Raw genomic sequence first — 22,970 nt, 5'->3', positions numbered from 1 at the left:
TCTCTTGCCCACACTAAGTGCCGTTACGCGAAGTCGCGCCCGGAATGGGGCAGCCTGGGGTGATGACGGTAGATCGGTGGGCTCAGGAGGTACGTCGTCAACTGGGGCTCGGCAGGCTGTTGCCGCTGGGCGGCGCGGACGACGGCGCGTGGATCACGGAACCGGCGGCGGGGGCCGCGCTGCGGCGGGCGGCGGAGCGGGTGCCGGGGGTACGGCTCGGTGCCGTACGACTCGAACCGGCGGACGGTGACGCTGACGCTGACGGGGAGGGTGCGGCGCCCTCCCCTGTCCCGGCGCCGCCGAGCGCGCTGCCGCCTGGGCCGCTGCGGCTGCGGGCCGAGTGCGCGGTGACGGCCGCCGAGCCGCTCGCACGCTCCACGGAACGGCTGCGGGCGGCGCTGGCCGCGCGGGCCCACGACGGACTCGGGCTCGCGGTACGGGAGATCGACCTGCGGGTGACGGAACTGCTGGACGCGGAAGGCACCGGGGCGGACGGCGGGGGCGACGCCGCGGATACGGAGGGCTCGGGTAAGGGTGGAGCAGGCTCCGGCGCCGGCGCGGAAGAAGCCTCCGAAGGTTCCGCCATTACGGTGACGCCGGACGCGCGGGAGGCCGCTGTCGCCGTGTCACCCGAGGGCGAGGCGGCGGTCGTCGCGGTGCCGGGCGACGGGGAGAGCGCGGTGCTGGCCGTGGCTCCGGACGGGGACGCGGCGGTCATCGCGGTGACCCCGGCCCCGCACCCGGCAGGCGACACGCCCGACGCCCCTGCTCCCGGCACCGGCGCCACACCCGTCCCCGGCGATAAGGAGGCCGCCGGGGACGCGGCGCGGGCCGTGCCCGGGGTGGCGCGGCTGACCGGCGCGCTCGGTGGGGTCGGCAGGCCGGTTCACGTGGAGCCCGGACACGTACGCCTGGAGCTGGCCGTGACGGAGAGCGCCCGCGCCCTGGACGTGGCCCGCGCGGTCCGTACCGCCGTGGCCGACGCGCTCCCCGACCGGCCGACCGTGGCGGTGCTGATCACCGACGTGGACGAGGAGGACGCGGCCTCCTGAGAGCGGCCCGAGGCAGTCCCGGGGGCGCCAGCCGCCGAGGCCCACGAGCAGCGCGGGCGCCAGTCGCCGAGGCCCGCCAGTAGCGGGGGCGTCACCCGCCGAGGCCCGCCAGCAGCGGGGCGCCAGCCGCCGAGGCCCGTGAGCAGCGACGGCGCGTCAGTCGCCGAGGCCCGCGAGGTCCCGCAGCCGGCGTCCCTGCGCGGCGCGCTCGGCGGCCCGCTGCTCGTCGAGGGTGCGGCCGGCGACGCCCTGGAGCAGCGCCTTGGTCTCGACGACGGCGTCGCGGGGCGCGGCGACGAGCGCGGCGACGAGGTCCCGGGTCGCGGCGTCGAGCTGGTCGCCGGGCACGGCGACGTTGGCCAGGCCGGAGGCGACGGCCTCGTCGGCGTGGACGTAGCGGCCGGTGACGCAGATCTCCAGGGCGCGCGCGTAGCCGACGAGGGAGACGAGGGGGTGCGTGCCGGTGAGGTCGGGGACGAGGCCGAGGCTGGTCTCGCGCATGGAGAACTGCACGTCGTCGGCGACGACGCGCAGGTCGCAGGCGAGGGCGAGCTGGAACCCGGCGCCGATGGCGTGCCCCTGGACGGCCGCGACCGACAGCAGGTCGGGGCGGCGCAGCCAGGTGAAGGCGTCCTGGTACTCGGCGATGGTGGCGTCGAGGGTCTCGTCGCCGCCGCGTGCCAGGTCGATGAAGGACGGTTCGCCGTCGAAGCCCTCGGGCGTGAACGCCTGCCGGTCAAGGCCCGCGGAGAAGGACTTGCCCTCACCGCGCACCACGACGACCCGCACGGTGCCCGGCAGGAGGCGCCCGGCTTCGGTCAACGCCCGCCACAGCGCGGGAGACTGGGCGTTGCGCTTGTCCGGGTTGGCCAGCGTCACCGTGGCGAGGGTGTCCTCGACGGTGAGCCGGGCGCCGTCCTTGTCGAGCAGGGGTGCGGGCAGGGTCATCTGGGCCTCCGGGTCTGCGCGGTCAGGTCGCGCGCGAGCGCGTAAGTGACTGCACAGTAACCACCCGGCCGATGAGCCGGCCGACCGGGTGGTCACCGAAGAACCGGTGAACCGGGCGAAGCGGTACCCGTGGGGCGGTGCGGCGGTTGTCAGCCCGCCGCGGCCTTCTTGCCTCGTGTGGCGCCGCCGCGTCCGCGGAGCGTGACTCCGGACTCGCTGAGCATCCGGTGCACGAAGCCATACGAGCGGCCGGTCTCTTCGGCCAGCGCCCGGATGCTCGCACCGGAGTCGTACTTCTTCTTCAGGTCTGCCGCGAGCTTGTCGCGCGCGGCGCCGGTCACCCGGCTGCCCTTCTTCAGAGTCTCGGCCACCCGTGCCTCCTCATGGGAAGTGCGCTCTGGATTTCCCATGATCACCCCTCATGCCGCTCCTGGCCACCCATTCGGCAAGGTCGGTGGGGCGGCACGCGGGCGTCCGCAGGGCATCCACACGAGTGGAACATGAGGTTCCGGAGGTCTTCCGTGACGCGTGGAAGCTCCCCTTCCGAAGAACCGGCAGGTCAGCCGCCGCCCAGGCGCCGCAAGGGTTCCGGCGCCCGGCCGGCGGCGAAATCCGTGTAGGACGCACCGCGGTACGAGGCGGTCTCACGCAGATGACGGATCACGGATCGGCCGAATGATCCATACGGAGTGGATCAGTCAATCGATCACGCCCCCGACGCCGCCGAACGGGGGTCAGGCGAGCGCGACGAGGTCCGCGTACCCCTGGCCCCACAGGTCCTCGACACCGTCGGGGAGCATGATGATCCGCTCCGGCTGGAGCGCGTCCACGGCGCCCTCGTCGTGCGTGACGAGGACGACGGCGCCCTTGTAGGTGCGCAGCGCGCCGAGGATCTCCTCGCGGCTCGCCGGGTCGAGGTTGTTCGTCGGCTCGTCGAGCAGCAGCACGTTGGCCGAGGAGACGACGAGGGTGGCGAGGGCGAGCCGGGTCTTCTCGCCACCGGAGAGCACCCCGGCGGGCTTGTCGACGTCGTCGCCGGAGAACAGGAACGAGCCGAGCACCTTGCGCACCTCGACCAGATCGAGGTCGGGGGCGGCCGAGCGCATGTTCTCCAGGACCGAGCGCTCGGGGTCGAGCGTCTCGTGCTCCTGCGCGTAGTAGCCGAGCTTGAGGCCGTGGCCGGGGACGACCTTGCCGGTGTCGGGCTCCTCGGTGCCCGCGAGCAGCCGCAGCAGGGTCGTCTTGCCCGCGCCGTTGAGGCCGAGGATGACGACGCGGGAGCCCTTGTCGATGGCGAGGTCGACGTCGGTGAAGATCTCCAGCGAGCCGTACGACTTCGACAGGCCCTCCGCCATCAGCGGGGTCTTGCCGCAGGGCGAGGGCTCGGGGAAGCGCAGCTTGGCGACCTTGTCGCTCTGGCGCACGTCCTCAAGGCCGGCGAGCAGCTTGTCGGCGCGGCGGGCCATGTTCTGCGCGGCGACCGTCTTGGTGGCCTTGGCGCGCATCTTGTCGGCCTGCGCGTTGAGCGCGGCGGCCTTCTTCTCCGCGTTCTGCCGCTCGCGCTTGCGGCGCTTCTCGTCGGCCTCGCGCTGCTGCTGGTAGAGCTTCCAGCCCATGTTGTAGATGTCGATCTGGGAGCGGTTGGCGTCCAGGTAGAACACCTTGTTGACGACCGTCTCGACCAGGTCGACGTCGTGGGAGATCACGATGAAGCCGCCGCTGTACGTCTTCAGGTAGTCGCGCAGCCAGACGATCGAGTCCGCGTCGAGGTGGTTCGTCGGCTCGTCGAGCAGCAGCGTGTCCGCGTCCGAGAACAGGATGCGGGCCAGCTCGATACGGCGGCGCTGGCCGCCGGAGAGCGTGTGCAGGGGCTGGCCGAGGACGCGGTCGGGCAGGTTGAGCGCGGCGGCGATGGTGGCGGCCTCGGCCTCGGCGGCGTACCCGCCCTTGGTGAGGAACTCCGTCTCCTGACGCTCGTACTGCTTGAGCGCCTTGGCCTGCGTGGCGCCCTGGCCGTTGGCGATGCGCTGCTCGTTCTCGCGCATCTTGCGGATCAGGGTGTCGAGGCCGCGCGCGGAGAGGATGCGGTCGCGGGCCAGCACGTCGAGGTCGCCGGTGCGCGGGTCCTGGGGCAGATAGCCGACCTCGCCGGAGCGGCTGATGGTGCCGGCGGCGGGGACGCCCTCGCCTGCCAGGCACTTGGTGAGGGTGGTCTTGCCCGCGCCGTTGCGCCCGACCAGTCCGATGCGGTCGCCCTTGGCGATGCGGAACGAGGCGTTCTCGATGAGGATGCGGGCGCCGGCGCGCAGTTCGATGCCGGATGCGGTGATCACGGGTGGGTCTCCAGGGCAGGGTTCAACGGCTCAATGACAAGGCGGGGGCGAGGTCGGCGCCGCTAATGCACCCAGAGAAGAAACGTCATACGAGCCAGTTTAGCGGTGGGATGCAAGGGGTTTTCCCACGGCGTCGCGGGCCCGGCCGCCCGGCATCGCGTTGCCCAGCGGGGTGCGGCCGGGGACGATCCGGCCGAGGTCGTCGACGGCGACGATCCGCTCGTTCCACGGCAGGCCGTCCGCCTCGCCGCCGGGCGCGCAGGGCTGGGCGACGAGGAGCGCGCCCGGCCGGCGCGCCTGCCGGTGCGGGGCGAAGGCGCAGCCGTCGTGCGCGGGCAGGACCCAGCGCAGGTCACCGTCCTGGACGCGGTACGCGGCGATCCGGCGGGGCGTGATGACGGCGACCATGCGGGTGCCGTCGCCGAGGGGGCTGAGCACGCCCGCGCCGCCGTGCGCGCCGGGGGTGCGCAGCCAGGCGGCGGCGTCCGGGACGGCCCGGTGCCAGCGCACGGCGCTGCCGTCGCCCGCGGTGTCGGTGACCAGGCCGTCGCTCCACAGCGCGAGGGCGCCGCCGGCCGCCGCGACGGCGCTCAGCGGGCGCCGCCCGGCCCGGCTGTGCTGCCAGCGCACGGCACTGTCGTACGCCTCGACGGCGGTGTCCGTCGTACGCAACCGCAGGGCGCCGGTGTCGAGCACGCGCGCGTGGGGGCGTACGAGGTGGTCGCCGTAGGGCGCGGCGGGGCGCAGGTGGTGGGCGGCGGCGAGCAGCGGGAGCGCGGCGAGGGCGACGCCGAGGGCGCGGGGCAGGCGGGCGGCCGGGCGGCGGCGGGGCGAGTGGTCAGGGCCGCCGGACGGTTCGGCCGGGGCGGTCGGGGTGGGGGCCGTCCGTGTCGCCGTGTCGAGCGGCACCAGCGCCATCTCGCTCGCCCCCCATGTGTCACCATCTGCCGGGAATCAGGCGCAGAGCGTAGCCGCGGGTGCGGCGGCGGGCGTCCCCCGGCGGCGCCGACACGGCGGGCGCGGGGGCGCGCGTCCCTCGTTCGGCCCCGGGACCGGGGCTCCCCGCCGGGGTGCGCGGCAGGATGAAGGCGCCGGTTGGCGGCGAGAGGGCGGTGCGGGCATGCAGTTCGACGACGACGCGCGGTTGGACACCTCGGAGGTCCAGGACGTGCGCGGCAACCGGGTCCCCGGCGGCGGGATGACCATCGGCGGCGGTGTGGTCGGACTGATCGCGCTGCTGATCGGGCTGTTCTTCGGCACCGACCAGTTCGGCCTGTCCGACGGCGACGGCACGCCCTCGGCGACGGCGTCCAGCGCGGCGCAGGTGCAGCAGCACTGCCGTACCGGGCAGGACGCCAACGCGAAGGAGGACTGCCGGATCGTCGCCGTCGTCAACAGCGTGCAGGACTTCTGGGGCAGCGAGTTCCAGCGCCGGGGCAGCCGGTACGCGGCGGCGCCCACGGTGTTCTTCACGGGCCGCGTCGGCACGGCGTGCGGGCAGGCGACGTCGGCGGTCGGTCCTTTCTACTGCCCCGGCGACCGCAAGGTCTATCTCGACCTGGGCTTCTTCGACGAGCTGCGCTCGAAGTTCGGCTCGACGGGCGGGCCGTTCGCGCAGGCGTACGTGGTGGCGCACGAGTACGGGCACCATGTGCAGAACCGGATGGGCACGCTGGCCCGCTCGCAGGACGGGCGCACCGGGCAGGACAGCAACTCCGTCAAGGTCGAGTTGCAGGCCGACTGCTACGCGGGCGTGTGGGCGCACCACGCGACGACCACGCCCGACCCGTCGAGCGGCCGGCCGCTCATCACGAGCCTGACCGACGCCGACATCCGCGACGGCCTCGACGCGGCCGCGGCGGTGGGCGACGACCGCATCCAGGAGCGGTTCCAGGGCCGGGTCACGCCCGAGACGTGGACGCACGGCTCGGCGCGGCAGCGCCAGCAGTGGTTCTACGAGGGGTATCGCAGCGGCGACATGGCGCGCTGCAACACCTTCCGCTGACCGGCCCGGTCCCGCCCGGCTCAGACGCCGCCGGTATGGACCTGGAACGCGGCCCGGCGCACCGCCTTGGCGAGCGCCGGGTCGGGGTGGGCGGCGGCCAGCGCGACGAGCACCTGCACGGTGCGCGGATGGCCGACGGCGCGGACCTCCTCGATCAGCGCGGGCACGGTCGGCTGCACCGCGGACTCCAAGTGCCGTACGAGCAGCGGCGCTTCGCCGTGGTCGGCGACGGCGGCGGCGGTGTCCACCCACAGCCAGGTCGCCTCGGCGCGGGTGAGGACGGTGTGCACGTCCTCGGGGTCGGCGCCCTCGTGCTCGGCGAGCCACAGCAGCGCGTACGGGCGCAGGTGCGGGTCGTCGGCGGCGCGCCGCACCTCGGGCTCGGCGGGGGCGCCGACGACGCGCAGCGCCTCGAAGGCGAGCCCGCGCAGCAGGGCGTCCTCGCCGCGCGCGGCGGCGAGGAGGTCGGCGACGGCGCTGCCGGTGTCGCGGGCGGCGAGCCAGGCGCGGTACTCGGAGCGGGCCGCGTTGGGCCGCAGGCGGGCGCAGCCGCGCAGCATGTCCTCGGCGGAGACCTCGATGTTGCCCGCCGGTGACTGGGCGGCGACGCAGATCTGTTCCAGTTTGACCCAGACCGCCCAGCTCCCCAGCGGGGTCAGGGTCGCGTGGTCGTCGGCGTACGTCAGCGCGCCGACGGCGGCGAGCCCCGCGAGGGCCCAGCTCAGCAGCGGGGCGAGCTGGGTGTCGGCGGGCGGGGCGGGCTCGGGCTGCGGTCCGAAGGGGATCTCGCAGCGCTCGGTGCGCAGTTCGGTGACGCGCTGGTCGAGCAGGTCGAGCAGTTGCGCGGTGGGCACCGGGCCCGCCATCAGCTGGAGGAACGACAGCAACTGCGGCATCGCCTCGACGACTTCGGCGACCGCGCCGGGCTCCAGCGAGTCGGGGGCGGGCTCCACGAGCGACCACGCGTCGAACAGGGCGACCCAGCCGCGCAGCACGGCCGTGTCGTCGCGGTCCCAGACGCGCAGCCGCCAGCCGGGGCGCGCGGTGTCGCCGTGCACCTCGACGAGGCCGGTCAGGCGGGCGGTGTCCCAGTGGGCGCGCACTTCCGCGACGCTCAGGCCGAGTTCGCCGGCTGCGCGGCGGGCGGTGGCGTCGGCGAGGGTGCCCTTGCCGTCGCGGGCCGCCGTGTCGTTGCCCGGGCGCAGGGTGGCGTCGGCCCAGCGGGCGACGCGGACCGCGCCGGCCAGGCCCTGCCGGGCGGTACGGGCCAGCTCCGCGGGGGGCGGGGTGCCCTCGGGCGGCCGGGGCGTGGGGCGTCGGCGGGCCGCCGGGCGCGGGGCAGGGGCGGCCAGGGGCTGGCGGCGCGGGCGGACAAGTCGGAGCCTGGAGTCGCGCGGAGTACGGGACGTCACTGGAGCAGTGTCCAGGGTGACCCTCCGAATTCCCAAACGGGGGCCCTGTGTCGGCGCCGCGAGCGGGTCGCCGGCGGGGTCAGGCCAGGGGGGTCAGGAAGCGGCGCAGGGCCTCCTGGTAGGCCTCCGGGTCCGCGTTCCACATGGCGTTGTGCGGGGCGTCGTGGACGGTGTGCAGGGTGATCAGGTCGGGGCGGCTCGCGGCGAGCCTGCGGGCGGGGCCCCAGGGGGCGACCTCGTCGGCGGGGCCGTGCAGGAGCAGCGCCGGTACGCGCAGGGCGGCCGGGTCCAGGGCGTCCGCGAGCCGGCCGCGGCTCATTCCGGTGCGGCCCTGGGCGGCGCGGACCGCGAGGGGCAGCAGGGGGCGCGGGGTGCGGCGGGCGGCGGCCAGCGCGCGCAGCGTGGTCGGCCAGTCGAGCACCGGGGAGTCCAGGATCAGGCCGCTGATCCTGTCCCGCAGGGAGCAGTGGGCGGCGGCGCGCAGGGCCATCGCGGCGCCCGTGGAGAAGCCGTACAGGATGACGTCCCTCGCGCCGTAGCGCACGGCGTAGCGGATCGCCGCGTCCAGGTCGCGCCACTCGCTCTCGCCGAAGTGGTGCAGGCCGTCCGGGGAGCGGGGGGCGCCGAGGTCGCCGCGGTAGGCGAGGTCGAGCACCGGGAAGCGGCCCTCGTGCAGGAACTCCATGACGTTCATGGGGTGTTCGCGGGTGGTGCCGAGACCGTGCACGGTGATCACCCAGGTGTCGCGGACGCCGGGTACGAACCATGCGGGCAGGGTGCCGAGTTCGCCGGGGACGTCGATGTCGGCGTGGTCGAGGCCGAGCGCGGACTTGGGGTCGCCGATGTGGACCTGGGGCGTGAGCCAGCCCTTCACTCCGGGTTCCAGGGTGCCGTGCGTGACGCGCTCCAGGCGCCGGACGACCGTGTCGACGGGGCCAGGGGCGCCGGGTACGACAGGGCCGACCACCGCGTGGTAGCCGTCGCCGGACAGGCCGTACGTGCCGGGGCGCTGCGAGGCGAGGTCCCGGGTCAGGGTGATCCGGCCGGCCGCGATGGCGTGGACGGTGAGCCTCGGCTCCGTGGGCAGGGGGCGGCCCGGCGGCGCCTTCAGTGCGGCGTCGCTGGCGAGGCGGCCTGCGGCGATCGCGGCGGCGGAGGCTCCTAGGGCTGCGGTGACGGCGGTGGCCGTCGCTTTGGCGGTGCGCACGGGTCCAGTGTCCTGGGGAGCGGGCGTCTCGGCCAGTGGGCGTCTTCCGCGGGGCGCGCCCTTGAAGCGACCGGAGCCCTGAGGTGGGGGCCGCTTGCAGTTCCCCGCGCCCTGGGGTGAGTGGGTGGTACTGCCGGTGGGTGACCTCGACTCTCGTCGTGGCTGATCGCGCAGTTCCCCGCGCCCCTGGAGGCGGGGCTTCGCCCCAGCCTCCCCCGATAGAGGTGGCGACGCAGTCGCCCCTCCAGGGGCGCGGGGAACTGCGCGAGAAGCCCCACCCACCCGCGGACGAAGTACGACCCAGGGGCGCGGGGAACTGCGCGAAACGTTCACTGCAAGCGGCCTCAGCCGATGGACTCCCCAGGGGGTCACCCTGGGGTGGATCCCGGGTAGGTGCGGAGGCGGGTCGTGGCGTCGCGGAGTTGTGATTCCGTGAGGATCGTCGGGGTGAGCCCGGGCACGGACCGCGCCGCCAGCCACACCCGGCACATCCACTCCAGCTGCACGCTGCGGTCATAAGCGGCGTGAAGAGAATCCCCGTACGTCAGCGTGCCGTGATTACGGAGCAGGCACCCGGACCGCCCCGCCAGCGCAGCGACAGCCGCCCCCGCCAGCTCCTCCGTCCCGTACGTCGCGTAGGGCGCCACCCGCACAGGCCCCCCGAGCAGCGCGGTCAGATAGTGGATGGCCGGCACCTCGTCGACGAGCGTGGAGACGGCCGTCGCGTGCACCGCGTGCGTATGGACGATGGCCCGCGCCCCGGTACCGCGGTACACGGCCAGATGGAGCGGCAGCTCACTCGTGGGGGCGAGGGCGCCGGCCTGCTGCCGCCCGTCGAGGTCGACGGCGACGATGTCGCGCGGCCCGAGCCGGTCGTAGGGGACGCCGCTCGGGGTGACGAGGACGATGCCCTCGCCGACACGTACGGAGACGTTGCCCGAGGTGCCGACGACGAGGCCGTCGGCGACGCTGCGCCGCGCGGTGGCGACCAGCTCGTCCCAGGCCCGCGCCAGATCCTCCGGCCCGGCCGGCCCGGCCCGTTCCGCATCCCCGGCGTGGCCGCCGCCTTGCCCGCTGTGGTCCTGCGTCGGATCCGTCATGGCGGGCATTTTTCCCCGGACGCGGCCCGCCACACGGGTGGGGGTGCGACACGGGCGGCGTGTGATGACCGGACAAAGCGATTCGCGCCCCTAGCCTCAGGGTGATTCGCCACGTACGTCACCGCCCGGGGGAAACATGGCTTGTGTACAGAAAACGTCCCGCCACCGCGCCCGCGTCGCGGCGGTGACCTCCGCGGCCGCGCTCACGCTCGGCACCACCGCGCTCACGGCGCTGCCCGCGCACGCGGCGGCGGCCCCGGGGCCCCGGGGGCACGACGTCTCCTCGCATCAGAAGAATGTGGACTGGCGCCACGCGCACCGCAAAGGCGCACGCTTTGTGTATGTGAAGGCGACGGAGTCCACGACCTACAAGAACCCCTACTTCCGGCGCCAGTACAACGGCGCCCGCAACGCGGGGATCATCCGCGGCGCGTACCACTTCGCCCTGCCGAACAGGTCCTCCGGCGCCCGGCAGGCCGCGTACTTCGTGCGCAACGGCGGCGCCTGGGCGCGGGACGGGTGGACGCTGCCGCCCGCGCTGGACATCGAGTACAACCCGTACGGCCCGAAGAAGTGTTACGGCATGAGCAAAGGCAAACTCGTGTCGTGGATCAAGTCCTTCAGCAACGAGGTCAAGTACCTGACGGGCCGCCGTCCGGTGATCTACACCAACGCCCGCTGGTGGGCGCGGTGCACCGGCGGCAGCCGGGCGTTCGCCGCGAATCACGCGCTGTGGCTCGCCCACTACGGACGGAACGCGGGGCCGATGCCGGCCGGCTGGGCGTACTGGACGTTCTGGCAGTACGCGAACAAGGGCCGTCTCCCGGGTGATCAGAATCTCTTCAACGGGAGCCAGGAGCAGTTGCGGCGGTTTGCGCGCGGCTGATCGGGAACCCGTCCCGCACGCACCGCGGAGCCTGGGATTCCGGGCCCGTGGACGGGTTCCGGACCCATCCTGGGGAGGGTGCGAACGGAACGCGGGCCGCCGCCCCGGGCACTGCCGGGCGGCGGCCCTCCGCTTCGGGTCACCGGGACGCCCGTCCCAGTTCATCTTCCGTTCACCCGGCTTGCCTACGTTCAACCTGCCACTGACGTCCAACCGAAGCCTGGGTAAATGGAACACATCACGCTGCTCCTTGCGATCGTGATCGTTACCGCGCTGGTCTTTGATTTCACCAACGGTTTCCACGACACCGCCAACGCGATGGCGACGACCATCTCGACTGGCGCTCTCAAGCCGAAGACGGCGGTGGCCATGTCCGCCGTGCTGAACCTCCTCGGGGCCTTCCTCTCCGTCGAGGTGGCGAAGACCATCTCCGGCGGCATCATCAACGAGGACGGGCTCAAGACCGAGGTCATCTTCGCGGCGCTCGTCGGCGCCATCCTCTGGAACCTGCTGACCTGGCTCGTGGGCCTGCCGTCCAGTTCCTCGCACGCCCTGTTCGGCGGCCTCATCGGCGCCGCGGTCATGTCGATGGGCTGGTCCTCGGTCAACGGCGGCACGGTCGTCACCAAGGTCCTCCTCCCCGCGGTCGCCGCGCCGATCGTCGCCGGCCTCGCCGCGATGCTCGCCACGCGCCTGACCTACCGGATCAGCAAGAAGACCGACCAGAAGGCCACGGCCAAGGGCTACCGCGCCGGGCAGATCGCCTCGGCCGGCCTCGTCTCCCTCGCGCACGGCACCAACGACGCGCAGAAGACGATGGGCATCATCACGCTCGCCCTGATCACCGGCGGCGTCCTCGCCCCCGACGCCGACCCGCCGCTGTGGGTCATCGTCTCGGCGGGCCTCGCCATCGCGCTCGGCACGTACCTGGGCGGCTGGCGGATCATCCGCACCATGGGCAAGGGCCTCACCGACCTCGCCCCGCAGCAGGGCTTCGCCGCGCAGACCAGTGCCGCGACGGCGATCCTCGCCTCCTCGCACATCGGCTTCTCGCTCTCCACGACGCAGGTCTGCTCCGGCGCCGTGATGGGCTCGGGCCTCGGCCGCAAGGGCGGTGTCGTCCGCTGGTCGACCGCCACCCGGATGTTCGTCGCGTGGGGCCTGACCCTGCCGGCGGCCGGTCTGGTCGGCGCGGGCGCCGAGTTCCTCACCAAGCAGGGCCCGTGGGGCATCGGCCTGACCGCCGCGCTGCTCGTGGCCGGCTCCGGGATCATCTGGAAGCTCTCGCGCCGCGACTCCATCGACCACACCAACGTCACCGACGACACGATCGGCGCGGACACCCCGGCGGCCGAGCCCGCGGGCGTCGTGACCACGGCCATCGCCGCCGTCACTCCCCCGCCGGCCGGCGCGCTCCTCGCCGAGGACCTGCCCGCCGCGGCAGCCGCCGCCCCGGCGGCCGTCGCCGACCCGCCGCGCCCCGCCGGCGCCACGCTGTAAGGAAGCAGGACCAGCTATGAAGATCGACTGGGCGGCCCTCGGCTCCGTCTTCGGCGTCAGCCTCGTGGTCACGGTGGCCCTGGTGGGCCTGTTCACGCTCGGCATCGTCGGGCTCTCCAAGCGGGAGAGCGCGGCGCGCGAGGGGGGCTCGGCCGCGGCCGTCGCCTCCGGCGCGTACCTCTGTTTCGCGCTGTGCGCGGCCGCCGTCGGCTACGGGATCTTCCTCATCGTGGCCTGACCGGCATCCGGCTCGGAAAGGGGCGGGGTACGGGACGCGCATGTCCCGTACCCCGCCCCTCGCCGTGTCCGCCACCGCCGTACGGGCGTCGCGGCGCCGTCCCCGTATGACGAAGGTCCCACTGGTCAACCGCGAGTTGACTGCCCTTCGCGGGGCGTGATGGACTTCCCCCGCCATTGACGGCAGCAGTAGAGGAAGCCGGTGCGAATCCGGCGCGGTCCCGCCACTGTCAGCCCCCTTCGCCGGGGGTGAGCCAGGAACTCTCGCCGCCGTTCTCGTCGAACCAGGGCGTGGACACCCTGAGTGAGGACAACTACCGCCATGTTCGCCCCGCGCGGCGTCCGGCGGGCCGAGCGCGCGTACGCGTACGGCACCGCCGCCGGCCTTCTCGTCGACTTCCTCCTGGGCGATCCGCGCCGGGCGCATCCCGTCGCCGCGTTCGGCCGGGCCGCGTCCGCCGCCGAGCGCCTGCTGTGGCGCGACGACCGCGGCCGGGGCGCCCTGCACACCGCGCTCTGCGTGGGCACCGCCGCGACCGCGGGCAGCCTCGCCGCCCGCGCCCTGCGCCGCTCCCCCGCCGCCACCGCCGCGCTGACCGCCGCCGCCACCTGGGCCGTCCTCGGCGGCACCTCGCTGGGCCGGGAGGCGCGGGCCGTGGGCTCCGCCCTGGAGGCCGGGGACGTGGAACTCGCGCGGGAGCTGCTGCCCCGGCTGTGCGGGCGCGATCCCGAGCACCTGGACGCGGACGGCATCGCGCGCGGAGTCGTGGAGTCCGTCGCCGAGAACACCTCCGACGCCGTGGTCGGCGCGCTGGTGTGGGGCGCGGTCGGCGGGGTGCCGGGGCTGCTCGCGTTCCGCGCGGTGAACACCCTGGACGCGATGGTGGGGCACAAGTCGCCCCGGTACCGCAGGTTCGGCTGGGCCGCCGCCCGTCTCGACGACGTCGCCGGCTGGCCCGGCGCCCGCCTGACGGGGGTGCTCGCGGTCCTGGCCGGCGGGCGGCCCACGGCGGCGCTGGGGGCCTGGCGCGCCGACGCGAAGCGGCATCCGAGCCCGAACGCCGGGGTCGTGGAGGCCGCGTTCGCGGGCGCGCTCGGGGTCCGGCTCGGCGGCACCCTCGCGTACGGCGGGCGGGTCGAGCACCGGCCCGTGCTCAACGCGCCGGGCCGCGCGGTCCGGGTGGGCGATGTGGAACGGGCGGTGCGGCTCTCGCGCCGCGTGTCGGTACTGGCACTGGGAGTGTGTGTGGGCGTGCGGATGCTGTGGGCGGGCCGGCGATGAGCGGCAAGCGCGGGGGCGGCCTGCTGGTCGCCGGGACGACGTCGGACGCGGGCAAGAGCGTGGTGACGGCCGGGATCTGCCGCTGGCTGGCGCGCCAGGGCGTGAAAGTGGCGCCGTTCAAGGGGCAGAACATGTCCCTGAACTCGTTCGTGACGCGAGAGGGCGCCGAGATCGGGCGGGCGCAGGCCATGCAGGCGCAGGCCGCGCGCGTCGAGCCGAGCGCGCTGATGAACCCCGTGCTGCTCAAGCCGGGCAGCGACCGCAGCAGCCAGGTCGTCCTGCTGGGCAAGCCGGTCGGTGAGCTGAGCGCCCGCGGCTTCTTCGGCGGGCCCGAAGGACCGGGGGCCGGGGCCGGGCTGCGCGGCGGGCGGCAGGAAGCGCTGCTCGACACGGTCGTGGGATGCCTGGAGGAGCTGCGGGGCAGTCATGACGCCGTGATCTGCGAGGGCGCCGGCTCCCCGGCCGAGATCAACCTGCGCCGCACCGACATCGTGAACATGGGCGTCGCGCGAGCCGCCCGGCTGCCGGTCCTGGTCGTCGGGGACATCGACCGGGGCGGTGTCTTCGCGTCGTTCTTCGGTACGACGGCGCTGCTCGCCCGCGCGGACCAGGAGCTGGTCGCCGGGTATCTGGTCAACAAGTTCCGCGGTGACGTGAGCCTGCTCGAACCGGGCCTCGACATGCTCAAGGACCTCACCGGGCGGCCCACGTACGGGGTGCTGCCCTACCGGCACGGGCTCGGCATCGACGAGGAGGACGGCCTGCGGGTCTCCCTGCGCGGCGCGGTGCGCGAGTCGGTCGTGGCGCCGCCGGTCGGCGAGGACGTGCTGCGGGTCGCGGTGTGCGCGGTGCCGCTGATGTCGAACTTCACGGACGTGGACGCGCTGGCCGCCGAGCCGGGCGTCGTCGTCCGATTCGTGGACCGGCCCGAGGAGCTGGCCGACGCGGACCTCGTGGTGGTGCCGGGCACGCGCGGCACCGTACGGGCCCTCGCGTGGCTGCGGGAGCGCGGACTCGCGGACGCCCTCGCGCGGCGGGTCGCCGAGGGGCGGCCGGTGCTGGGGATCTGCGGCGGGTTCCAGGTGCTCGGGGAGCACGTCGAGGACGACGTCGAGTCGCGGGCCGGGGCGGTCGCCGGGCTCGGGGCGCTGCCCGTGCGGGTCACGTTCGCGCGCGAGAAGACGCTCGCCCGGCCGGCCGGGGAGGCCCTCGGGGAGCACGTCGAGGGGTACGAGATCCATCACGGCGTCGCCGACGTGCTCGGCGGAGAGCCGTTCCTGGACGGGTGCCGGGTGGGGGCGGTGTGGGGCACGCACTGGCACGGTTCGCTGGAGTCGGACGGCTTCCGGCGGGCGTTCCTGCGCCGGGTGGCGGCGGCGGCCGGGCGGCGGTTCACGCCCGCGCCGGACACGTCGTTCGCGGCGCTGCGCGAGGAGCAGCTCGATCTGCTCGGTGATCTGATCGCCGAGCACGCGGACACCGACGCGCTGTGGCGGCTGATCGAGCGGGGCGCTCCCGAGGGGCTGCCGTTCGTGCCGCCGGGGGCGCCCGGGTGAGCGCCGCCGGACCCCGACTCCCCCTGCCCTGTGCCCCGTTCCCCCCACCGGAAGGTGACAGCTGATGCCCAGCCTGTATCCGTTCACCGCGCTCGTCGGCCAGGACGACCTGCGGCTCGCCCTGCTGCTCAACGCCGTGTCTCCGGCGGTCGGCGGGGTCCTCGTGCGCGGCGAGAAGGGCACCGCCAAGTCCACCGCCGTACGGGCGCTCGCCGCGCTGCTGCCGCCGGTGCCCGTGGTGGCCGGCTGCCGCTTCTCCTGCGACCCGGCCGACCCCGACCCGGGGTGCCCGGACGGCCCGCACACGGACCCCGGGGACGCGGGGGGCGCTGAGGGCGCTGAGGGCACCGAACGGGCCGCGCGGATGGTCGAGTTGCCGGTCGGCGCGTCCGAGGACCGGCTCGTCGGCTCGCTGGACATCGAGAAGGCGCTCGCGGAGGGCGTCAAGGCGTTCGAGCCGGGTCTGCTGGCCGCCGCGCACCGGGGCGTCCTGTACGTGGACGAGGTGAACCTGCTCTCGGACCATCTCATCGACCATCTGCTGGACGCGGCGGCGATGGGCGCCTCGCACGTCGAGCGGGAGGGCGTGTCCGTGCGGCACGCGGCGCGGTTCCTGCTCGTGGGCACGATGAACCCCGAAGAGGGCGAGCTGCGGCCGCAGTTGCTGGACCGGTTCGGGCTCACGGTCGAGGTCGCCGCGTCGCGCGAGCCCCGCGAGCGGGTCGAAGTGGTGCGCAGGCGCCTCGCGTTCGAGAACGACCCGGCCGCGTTCGCCGCGCGCTGGGCCGACGAGGAGCGCGCCCTGCGGGAACGCATCGTCGCGGCACGGGAGTTGCTGCCCGAGGTGGTGCTCGGGGACGCGGCGCTGCTCCAGATCGCGGCGACCTGCGCGGCGTTCGAGGTGGACGGCATGCGGGCGGACATCGTGATGGCGCGTACGGCGACCGCGCTCGCGGCCTGGGCAGGTCGCGGGGAGGTCGAGTCGGCGGACGTGCGGCAGGCGGCGCTGCTCGCGCTGCCCCACCGCAGGCGCCGCAACCCGTTCGACGCGCCGGGGCTCGACGAGGACAAGCTGGACGAGACGCTGGAGGAGTTCGCGCCCGACGACGACCCGGAGCCCGACCCCGAGCCGCCCACGCCCGAGCCCGAGGGCGGCCCCGGCGACGACGACGGCACGGACGGCCCCGACGACGGCACGGACGACGGCGGCCCGGACGGCGGCGGCCCGGACGGCGGCGGAGGCGGTGTCCCCCCGCAGGGCGCGGGCCCCGACGACGGGACGGCGGCCGACCGCCCCCAGGAGCAGGACCGGGAGCAGGAGCAGGCACCGGACGCCCCGGACGCCCCCGGCGAGGCGCCTGAGGAGGCCCCGGCCGGCGCCCCGGCGGGAGCGGGCCGCGAGCAGCAGGCCGTGGGCGCGGGCGAGCCGTTCCGTACGAAGACGCTGAGCGTGCCGGGGCTCGGCGAGGGCGCGGCCGGGCGGCGCTCGCGGGCCCGCACCGAGCACGGCCGCACGACGGGCTCGACGCGCCCGCGCGGGCCGCTGACGAAGCTGCATCTGGCGGCGACCGTGCAGGCGGCGGCGCCGCATCAGCGGGCGCGCGGGCGCAGCGGGCCGGGGCTCGTGGTGCGCCGCGACGATCTGCGGCAGGCGACGCGCGAGGGCCGCGAGGGCAACCTCGTGTTGTTCGTCGTGGACGCCTCGGGCTCGATGGCGGCGCGGCGCCGGATGGGCGCGGTGAAGGGCGCGGTGCTGTCGTTGCTGCTCGACGCCTATCAGCGGCGCGACAAGGTGGGCCTGGTGACGTTCCGGGGCGTGGGCGCGGAGGTGGCGCTGCCGCCGACCTCCAGCGTGGACGCGGCGGCGGCCCGCCTGGAGTCGCTGCCGACCGGCGGGCGCACACCGCTGGCGGCCGGGCTGCTGAAGGCGCACGACGTGCTGCGCGTGGAGCGGCTGCGCGACCCGGCGCGCCGCCCGCTGATGGTGGTCGTCACCGACGGCCGGGCGACGGGCGGCCCGGAGCCGGTGCGGCTCGCGGAGCGGGCGGCGGGGCTGCACGCGGGCGAGGGCACGGCGTCGGTGGTCGTGGACTGCGAGAGCGGCATGGTGCGGCTCGGGCTCGCCGCGCGGCTCGCGGAGCGGCTCGGCGGGCCGGCCGTCACGCTGGAGGAGCTGCGGGCGGACGCCATCGCCGGGCTCGTCAAGGACGTACAGGGAACCGACCGCAGCAACAGGAGGGCCGCGTAATGCCGCAGGGACAGCCGAGTGTGGTGCCCGACGACGGGCTGACGACGCGTCAGCGCCGCAACAGGCCGCTGGTGTTCGTGCACACGGGCATCGGCAAGGGGAAGTCGACGGCGGCGTTCGGGCTCGCGCTGCGGGCCTGGAACCAGGGCTGGCCGATCGGGGTGTTCCAGTTCGTCAAGTCGGCGAAGTGGAAGGTCGGCGAGGAGAACGCGCTCAAGGTGCTCGGCGCCTCCGGCGAGGGCGGCACGGTCGCCTGGCACAAGATGGGCGAGGGCTGGTCCTGGGTCCAGCGCGGCCTGCACGGCGACAACACGGACAACGAGGAGAAGGCCCGCGAGGGCTGGGAGCAGGTCAAGCGCGACCTGGCGGCGCAGACGTACAAGCTGTACGTGCTCGACGAGTTCGCCTATCCGCTGCACTGGGGCTGGATCGACGTGCACGAGGTCGTGGAGGTGCTGCGCGACCGGCCCGGCACCCAGCACGTCGTCATCACCGGCCGCAACGCCCCCGCCGAACTGGTGGAGTTCGCCGATCTGGTGACGGAGATGTCGAAGGTGAAGCACCCGATGGACGCGGGTCAGAAGGGCCAGCGGGGCATCGAGTGGTAGGCGAGGTCCCCCGGCTGGTCATCGCGGCGCCCGCGTCCGGCTCGGGCAAGACGACGGTGGCGACGGGCCTGATGGCGGCGTTCGCCGAGCGCGGGCTCGCCGTGTCGCCGCACAAGGTGGGCCCGGACTACATCGACCCGGGCTATCACGCGCTGGCCACGGGCCGCCCTGGGCGGAACCTGGACGCGTTCATGTGCGGGCCCGAGCGGGTCGCGCCGCTGTTCGCGCATGGCGCCCGGGGCTGTGAACTGGCCGTCGTGGAAGGCGTGATGGGCCTGTTCGACGGCGCGTCGGGCGGCGGCGAGTTCGCGTCGACGGCGCATGTGGCGAAGCTCCTGAAGGCGCCGGTGGTGCTGGTGGTGGACGCGTCGTCGCAGTCGCGTTCGGTGGCGGCGCTCGTGCACGGCTTCGCGTCGTTCGACCCGCAGGTGCGGCTCGCGGGCGTGATCCTCAACAAGGTCGGTTCGGACCGGCACGAGGAGCTGCTGCGGCAGGCGCTGGAGGAGGTCGGCGTGCCCGTGTTCGGGGCGCTGCGCCGCACGCCGCAGGTGGCGACGCCGTCCCGGCACCTGGGCCTGGTGCCGGTCGCGGAGCGCAGCGCCGACGCGCTGGAGTCCGTACGGGCGTCGGCGCGGATGGTGCGGGAGGGGTGCGACCTGGACGGGCTGCTGGCCCTCGCGCGCACGGCGCCGCCGCTCGCGGCCGAGCCGTGGAGCGCGGAGACGGACGCGGGCGCGGACACGGACGTGAACCCGGGCACGGACGCGGGGCCGGGTCCTGGGCGGGCGCGGCGGCCGGTCGTGGCCGTGGCGGGCGGCCCCGCGTTCACGTTCTCGTACGCGGAGCACACGGAGCTGCTGCGGGCGGCGGGCGCGGAGGTCGTGCCGTTCGATCCGCTGCGCGACGAGACGCTGCCGGCGGGCACGCGGGCCCTCGTCGTCGGCGGCGGCTTCCCCGAGATGTACGCGCCCGAGCTGTCCGCGAACGAGCGGCTACGCAAGGAGGTCGCCGCGCTCGCCGCGTCCGGCGCGCCGGTGGTGGCCGAGTGCGCGGGGCTGCTGTATCTGGCGCGGTCGCTCGACGGGAAACCGATGTGCGGGGTGCTGGACGCACGGGCGGCGATGTCGGGGCGGCTCACGCTCGGCTACCGGGACGCGGTCGCGGTGACGGACAGCGTGCTGGCGCCGGCGGGCACACGGGTGCGGGGGCATGAGTTCCACCGCACGGTGATCGAGCCGGGCGCGGGCCCGTCCCCCGCGTGGGGCATGCACACGCCGACCCGGCGCGTGGAGGGCTTCGTGCGCGGCGGGGTGCACGCGAGCTATCTGCATCTGCACTGGGCGGGGCTGCCGGGCGTGGCGCGGCGGCTCGTGGAGCGCTGCGGGCCGTGATCCGGTCAGCCGCCGGACAGGCCCACGACGAGCCAGATGAACGCCGCGCCCGCGACCGTGCACAGCAGGGTCGAGCGGGCGGGGTGGTCGTGGTGCGCCTCGGGCAGGATCTCGGCGGCGGCGAGGTAGAGCAGGACACCGCCGAAGAAGCCGAGATAGCCGCCGAGCAGTTGCGCCGGAATGGTGAACAGGAGCGTGGACGCGGCACCCACGACGGGCGCGCACGCGTCGGCGAACAGCATGATCATCGCCTTGCGGCGGGCGTTCCCGTACAGGCGGGTGAGCGTGTACGTGTTGAAGCCGTCGGCGAAGTCGTGGGCGATCACGGCGAGCGCGACGGCGATGCCCATGCCGCCGCCCACCTGGAACGCGGCGCCGATCGCCATGCCGTCCATCAGGCTGTGCCCGACCATCGCGGCGGCGGCGGTCAGGCCCACCTCGGGGACGCGCCCGTCGGGGTGCTCGTCGCCGCCGTGGGCGGCCTGGCGCTGGGCGAGGAGGTGTTCGAGGACGTGCGCGGCGAGGAACCCGGCGACGAACAGCAGCAGCGCCGCCGGCACGCCGAACACGGGACCGCCGGCCGCCTCCAGGGCCTCCGGCAGCAGGTCGAGGCCGACGACGCCGAGCATCAGCCCGCCGGCGAGCCCGAGCACGAGGTGGCGCCGGTCGGTGACCCTCCGCGCGGTCCAGCCGCCGACCAGCGTCATCACGAAGGCGCCGAGCGCCACGAAGACCGCCATGAGCCCTTGCTAACCCATGCGGACCCCCGCGCGCACCTCCGGAGCGCCGGGCCGCCGCCCGTCGTGGTCGGGGTGGGGGCGCGCCGGGGCGTGTCGGCGGACGAGGTCCTGACGCTCGTACGGGAGGTGCTGCGGGCGGCGGGCGGCGCGGCGCCGCTGGCCCTGGCGACGCTGGACACGAAGGGCGCGGAGCCGGGGCTCGTGGCGGCGGCGCGACGGCTCGGGGTGCCGCTGCGGACGTATCCGGCGCACCGGCTGGCGGCGGTGCCGGTGCCGCATCCCTCGGACCGGGCGCGGGCCGCGACGGGCACGCCGTCGGTGGCGGAGGCGGCGGCGCTGGCGCGCGGGGGCGTGCTGGTGGTGCCGAAGCGGACCGCGCCGGGCCCCGGGGGCGGCCCCGGCCGTGTCACGTGCGCGGCGGCCCGCCCCGACCCGACCTGCCCTCTTCCCGAAGGAGCCTGACGTGCACACCCCTCCCCCGGCCCTGCTCGCGGCGCTCGAAGCGCGCCTGGCCGAGACGCTGCGGGCGTCCGGCTGGGCCGCGCCCGAGGTGACGGTCCTGCTGGTGGGCTCCGGTGCGCCGGACGCGTACGCCAACGCCGAACTCGCCGCCGCTGCCCGCCTGTTGTGGGAGGGCGGCGGCTGCGCGGGCGTGGAGCCGGCGTTCGTGTCGGGCGCCGCGCCGGACGTCCCGGCGGGCCTCGCCCGGTGCGCGGCTCTCGGCGCGCGCCGGGTGGTGCTCCTGCCGTACGAGGAGGCCGTCGTCGCCCGCTGCGAGGAGTGGGCGGAGCGGTCCGCGGGGGCGCCGGGCGGGGTGGCGGTGCGCTGTGCGGGGGGCCCGGGGTCGGTCGCGGCCGGGGTGGGCGGGCCGGATCTGCGGCATCACGGGGATGCCGAAGTGCGGGACGACGGCGAGAAGTTGACGGACCTCGCGGTGAACGTGCGGACGGGGACGCCGCCGCTGTGGCTGCGGGAGCGGATCGCGGCGTCCCTCGACGGGCTCGCCGCGTACCCGGACGGGCGGGCGGCGCGGGCGGCGGTCGCGGCGCGGCACGGGGTGGGGCCGGAGCGGGTGCTGCTGACGTCGGGGGCGGCGGAGGCGTTCGTGCTGCTGGCGCGGGCGCTTCGGGTGCGGCGGCCGGTCGTGGTGCATCCGCAGTTCACGGAGCCGGAGGCGGCGCTCGCGGACGCGGGGCACGCGGTGCGGCGGGTGCTGCTGCGGGAGGAGGACGGGTTCCGGCTCGATCCGGCGCTGGTGCCGGAGGACGCGGATCTGGTGATCGTCGGGAACCCCACGAATCCGACATCGGTGTTGCATCCGGCGGAGTCCTTGGCGCGGCTGGCGCGGCCGGGGCGGGTCCTGGTCGTGGACGAGGCGTTCATGGACGCGGTGCCGGGTGAGCGGGAGGCGCTGGCGGGCCGTACGGACGTGCCGGGGCTCGTGGTGCTGCGGTCGCTGACGAAGACGTGGGGTCTTGCGGGGCTGCGCGTCGGCTACGTCCTGGCCGAACCGGGGATCGTGGGCGCGCTGGAGCGGGCGCAGCCGTTGTGGCCGGTGTCCTCGCCGGCGCTGGTCGCGGCGGTGGCGTGCATGTCGGCGCGGGGGGTCGCGGAGGCGGAGCGGGCGGCGCGGGAGGTCGCGGCGGACCGGGAGTTTTTGGTGGGGCGGCTGGGTGAACTGGCGGAGTCCGGGGTGCGGGTGGTGGGACCTGCGGCGGGGCCGTTCGTTCTGGTGCGGGTGCCCTCCGGGCTGGGGGTGCGGGAGCGGTTGCGGGGGGCGGGGTTTGCGGTCCGGCGGTGCGATACGTTCCCGGGCCTCGGCCCCGACTGGCTCCGCGCGGCAGTCCGCCCCCCACAAACCAGCACCCGCTTCACGTCAGCCCTACGCACGGCACTTCACCCAGCCCCGTAAACGGCCAGCCCCGGCTCTTGCTCCTCAATCGCCGGAGGGGCTGGGAGTTCGGCGCTGAGGCCAACTGCCAGGGCCGGAGGCCGAGAGCGGGCGCTGAGACAAGCCCCGTAAGGGGCGCGGGGAACTGCGCGAGAAGCCCCACCGGGGCTGAACTGGACGCACAACGTGCACTGACCCGGCGCTGGGGTGCCGCCTTGCCCACCCGTGCCGCCCTGGGGGTCCCCCGGACGGAGTCTGGGGGAGGCAGACTGCCCAAGGCGGGGGGCGCCGAAGAAGTGCCGGGGTTGGCAGCCCCGTAAGGGGCGCGGGGAACTGCGCGACCAGCCACGACGGAGCCGCAGGCAACAAGACGGCGGGGGCGCCCCCACCCAAAACCACCGGAACTGGCAGCCCCGTAAGGGGCGCGGGGAACTGCGCGAGCGGCCACGGCGGACCCGCACGCGAAGAACCCCCAGCCGGGGCTGCCACCCTCAGGGGCGCGGGGAACTGCGCGAGCGGGCACGGCGGACCCGCACGCGAAGAACCCCCAGCCGGGGCTGCCACCCTCAGGGGC

The 22,970-nt window shown here is 75.0% G+C and carries 20 protein-coding genes, 1 pseudogene and 1 riboswitch; of the genes and pseudogenes, 13 read left to right on the top strand and 8 right to left on the bottom strand.

Annotated features, from left to right (window positions below; all coding sequences use genetic code 11):
- The first annotated feature begins 62 nt into the window (after nt 1-62).
- Nucleotides 63-1,052 carry a hypothetical protein gene (locus ACZ7LY_RS26825; protein ID WP_471627279.1) on the top strand — a complete coding sequence of 330 codons (990 nt, stop codon included), beginning with the start codon at nt 63-65 and terminating at the stop codon, nt 1,050-1,052.
- 156 nt (nt 1,053-1,208) lie between these two features.
- On the opposite strand, the gene ACZ7LY_RS26820 is transcribed toward ACZ7LY_RS26825, so the two are convergent.
- The 4 genes from ACZ7LY_RS26820 to ACZ7LY_RS26805 all read right to left on the bottom strand — a co-directional run bounded on the left by ACZ7LY_RS26820 (nt 1,209) and on the right by ACZ7LY_RS26805 (nt 5,251).
- Nucleotides 1,209-2,000, bottom strand: coding sequence for an enoyl-CoA hydratase/isomerase family protein (locus tag ACZ7LY_RS26820; RefSeq protein ID WP_471627278.1), 792 nt, complete (start codon nt 1,998-2,000; stop codon nt 1,209-1,211).
- Nucleotides 2,001-2,149: 149 nt separating this feature from the next.
- Complete coding sequence (locus ACZ7LY_RS26815) at nt 2,150-2,371, bottom strand: helix-turn-helix domain-containing protein (protein ID WP_249590717.1); 222 nt, start codon at nt 2,369-2,371, stop codon at nt 2,150-2,152.
- A gap of 363 nt (nt 2,372-2,734) precedes the next feature.
- Nucleotides 2,735-4,333 (bottom strand): ABC-F family ATP-binding cassette domain-containing protein, encoded by a 1,599-nt coding sequence (locus tag ACZ7LY_RS26810; RefSeq protein WP_471627277.1) that lies wholly within the window; start codon nt 4,331-4,333, stop codon nt 2,735-2,737.
- A 99-nt stretch (nt 4,334-4,432) separates the two neighbouring features.
- A complete protein-coding gene (locus ACZ7LY_RS26805) occupies nt 4,433-5,251 on the bottom strand; it encodes a hypothetical protein (protein ID WP_471627276.1) in 819 nt (272 codons plus the stop codon).
- A 202-nt stretch (nt 5,252-5,453) separates the two neighbouring features.
- Here ACZ7LY_RS26805 and ypfJ point away from each other — a divergent pair, with 202 nt between their 5' ends.
- Nucleotides 5,454-6,338 carry a KPN_02809 family neutral zinc metallopeptidase gene (gene ypfJ, locus ACZ7LY_RS26800; protein ID WP_471627275.1) on the top strand — a complete coding sequence of 295 codons (885 nt, stop codon included), beginning with the start codon at nt 5,454-5,456 and terminating at the stop codon, nt 6,336-6,338.
- Between the two features lie 20 nt (nt 6,339-6,358).
- Here ypfJ and ACZ7LY_RS26795 read toward each other — a convergent pair whose 3' ends face one another.
- The 3 genes from ACZ7LY_RS26795 to ACZ7LY_RS26785 form a co-directional block, all read right to left on the bottom strand.
- A complete protein-coding gene (locus ACZ7LY_RS26795; protein ID WP_471627274.1) occupies nt 6,359-7,750 on the bottom strand; it encodes a hypothetical protein in 1,392 nt (463 codons plus the stop codon).
- Between the two features lie 79 nt (nt 7,751-7,829).
- Nucleotides 7,830-8,957 (bottom strand): alpha/beta hydrolase, encoded by a 1,128-nt coding sequence (locus ACZ7LY_RS26790; RefSeq protein ID WP_471627273.1) that lies wholly within the window; start codon nt 8,955-8,957, stop codon nt 7,830-7,832.
- A 368-nt stretch (nt 8,958-9,325) separates the two neighbouring features.
- Entirely contained in the window at nt 9,326-10,057 is a 732-nt protein-coding gene (locus ACZ7LY_RS26785; protein WP_471627272.1) for a class II aldolase/adducin family protein, read from the bottom strand.
- 136 nt (nt 10,058-10,193) lie between these two features.
- Between ACZ7LY_RS26785 and ACZ7LY_RS26780 the strand changes: the two genes are divergently transcribed.
- The 8 genes from ACZ7LY_RS26780 to ACZ7LY_RS26745 all read left to right on the top strand — a co-directional run bounded on the left by ACZ7LY_RS26780 (nt 10,194) and on the right by ACZ7LY_RS26745 (nt 19,765).
- On the top strand, nt 10,194-10,943 hold the full coding sequence (locus tag ACZ7LY_RS26780) for a lysozyme (protein WP_471627271.1): 750 nt from the start codon (nt 10,194-10,196) through the stop codon (nt 10,941-10,943).
- A gap of 228 nt (nt 10,944-11,171) precedes the next feature.
- A complete protein-coding gene (locus ACZ7LY_RS26775; protein ID WP_471627270.1) occupies nt 11,172-12,443 on the top strand; it encodes an inorganic phosphate transporter in 1,272 nt (423 codons plus the stop codon).
- Between the two features lie 16 nt (nt 12,444-12,459).
- On the top strand, nt 12,460-12,681 hold the full coding sequence (locus tag ACZ7LY_RS26770) for a hypothetical protein (RefSeq protein ID WP_471627269.1): 222 nt from the start codon (nt 12,460-12,462) through the stop codon (nt 12,679-12,681).
- Nucleotides 12,682-12,844: 163 nt separating this feature from the next.
- A riboswitch (cobalamin riboswitch) is annotated at nt 12,845-12,966 on the top strand.
- A 36-nt stretch (nt 12,967-13,002) separates the two neighbouring features.
- Nucleotides 13,003-13,962 carry a cobalamin biosynthesis protein gene (locus ACZ7LY_RS26765; protein ID WP_471627268.1) on the top strand — a complete coding sequence of 320 codons (960 nt, stop codon included), beginning with the start codon at nt 13,003-13,005 and terminating at the stop codon, nt 13,960-13,962.
- Nucleotides 13,959-15,518 carry a cobyric acid synthase gene (locus ACZ7LY_RS26760; RefSeq protein ID WP_471627267.1) on the top strand — a complete coding sequence of 520 codons (1,560 nt, stop codon included), beginning with the start codon at nt 13,959-13,961 and terminating at the stop codon, nt 15,516-15,518. Before ACZ7LY_RS26765 ends, ACZ7LY_RS26760 begins: the two co-directional genes overlap by 4 nt.
- A 64-nt stretch (nt 15,519-15,582) precedes the next feature.
- Nucleotides 15,583-17,766: a magnesium chelatase subunit D family protein gene (locus tag ACZ7LY_RS26755; RefSeq protein WP_471627266.1), complete on the top strand. Its 2,184-nt coding sequence runs from the start codon at nt 15,583-15,585 to the stop codon at nt 17,764-17,766.
- Nucleotides 17,766-18,374, top strand: a complete 609-nt coding sequence (cobO, locus tag ACZ7LY_RS26750; protein WP_471627265.1) for a cob(I)yrinic acid a,c-diamide adenosyltransferase — start codon at nt 17,766-17,768, stop codon at nt 18,372-18,374. Before ACZ7LY_RS26755 ends, cobO begins: the two co-directional genes overlap by 1 nt.
- Nucleotides 18,368-19,765, top strand: a complete 1,398-nt coding sequence (locus ACZ7LY_RS26745; protein WP_471627264.1) for a cobyrinate a,c-diamide synthase — start codon at nt 18,368-18,370, stop codon at nt 19,763-19,765. Before cobO ends, ACZ7LY_RS26745 begins: the two co-directional genes overlap by 7 nt.
- A 5-nt stretch (nt 19,766-19,770) precedes the next feature.
- Here ACZ7LY_RS26745 and ACZ7LY_RS26740 read toward each other — a convergent pair whose 3' ends face one another.
- On the bottom strand, nt 19,771-20,505 hold the full coding sequence (locus ACZ7LY_RS26740; RefSeq protein ID WP_471627263.1) for a ZIP family metal transporter: 735 nt from the start codon (nt 20,503-20,505) through the stop codon (nt 19,771-19,773).
- Nucleotides 20,506-20,595: 90 nt separating this feature from the next.
- Here ACZ7LY_RS26740 and ACZ7LY_RS26735 point away from each other — a divergent pair, with 90 nt between their 5' ends.
- From ACZ7LY_RS26735 to cobC, 3 genes and pseudogenes are all read left to right on the top strand, one after another.
- Entirely contained in the window at nt 20,596-20,967 is a 372-nt protein-coding gene (locus tag ACZ7LY_RS26735) for a cobalamin biosynthesis protein (RefSeq protein ID WP_471627262.1), read from the top strand.
- Nucleotides 20,909-21,196: pseudogene (locus tag ACZ7LY_RS26730) on the top strand (hypothetical protein); the annotation flags it as partial. The gene ACZ7LY_RS26735 and the pseudogene ACZ7LY_RS26730, both read left to right, overlap by 59 nt.
- Before the next feature lie 129 nt (nt 21,197-21,325).
- Nucleotides 21,326-22,417: an Rv2231c family pyridoxal phosphate-dependent protein CobC gene (gene cobC, locus ACZ7LY_RS26725; RefSeq protein ID WP_471627337.1), complete on the top strand. Its 1,092-nt coding sequence runs from the start codon at nt 21,326-21,328 to the stop codon at nt 22,415-22,417.
- Nucleotides 22,418-22,970: the final 553 nt, after the last annotated feature.

Source organism: Streptomyces sp. NPDC107550 (assembly GCF_055639095.1).
Note: the sequence above shows the minus strand (reverse complement) of the source record. Positions and strands in the feature narration are given on the sequence as shown.

Bases quoted from the DNA above. Each gene is read 5' to 3' on its own strand.
- ACZ7LY_RS26825 (WP_471627279.1), top strand. From the start codon at position 63: ATGACGGTAGATCGGTGGGCTCAGGAGGTACGTCGTCAACTGGGGCTC.
- ACZ7LY_RS26820 (WP_471627278.1), bottom strand. From the start codon at position 2,000: ATGACCCTGCCCGCACCCCTGCTCGACAAGGACGGCGCCCGGCTCACC.
- ACZ7LY_RS26805 (WP_471627276.1), bottom strand. From the start codon at position 5,251: ATGGCGCTGGTGCCGCTCGACACGGCGACACGGACGGCCCCCACCCCG.
- ypfJ (WP_471627275.1), top strand. From the start codon at position 5,454: ATGCAGTTCGACGACGACGCGCGGTTGGACACCTCGGAGGTCCAGGAC.
- ACZ7LY_RS26785 (WP_471627272.1), bottom strand. From the start codon at position 10,057: ATGACGGATCCGACGCAGGACCACAGCGGGCAAGGCGGCGGCCACGCC.
- ACZ7LY_RS26780 (WP_471627271.1), top strand. From the start codon at position 10,194: ATGGCTTGTGTACAGAAAACGTCCCGCCACCGCGCCCGCGTCGCGGCG.
- ACZ7LY_RS26775 (WP_471627270.1), top strand. From the start codon at position 11,172: ATGGAACACATCACGCTGCTCCTTGCGATCGTGATCGTTACCGCGCTG.
- ACZ7LY_RS26770 (WP_471627269.1), top strand. From the start codon at position 12,460: ATGAAGATCGACTGGGCGGCCCTCGGCTCCGTCTTCGGCGTCAGCCTC.
- ACZ7LY_RS26765 (WP_471627268.1), top strand. From the start codon at position 13,003: ATGTTCGCCCCGCGCGGCGTCCGGCGGGCCGAGCGCGCGTACGCGTAC.
- ACZ7LY_RS26760 (WP_471627267.1), top strand. From the start codon at position 13,959: ATGAGCGGCAAGCGCGGGGGCGGCCTGCTGGTCGCCGGGACGACGTCG.
- ACZ7LY_RS26755 (WP_471627266.1), top strand. From the start codon at position 15,583: ATGCCCAGCCTGTATCCGTTCACCGCGCTCGTCGGCCAGGACGACCTG.
- cobO (WP_471627265.1), top strand. From the start codon at position 17,766: ATGCCGCAGGGACAGCCGAGTGTGGTGCCCGACGACGGGCTGACGACG.
- ACZ7LY_RS26740 (WP_471627263.1), bottom strand. From the start codon at position 20,505: ATGGCGGTCTTCGTGGCGCTCGGCGCCTTCGTGATGACGCTGGTCGGC.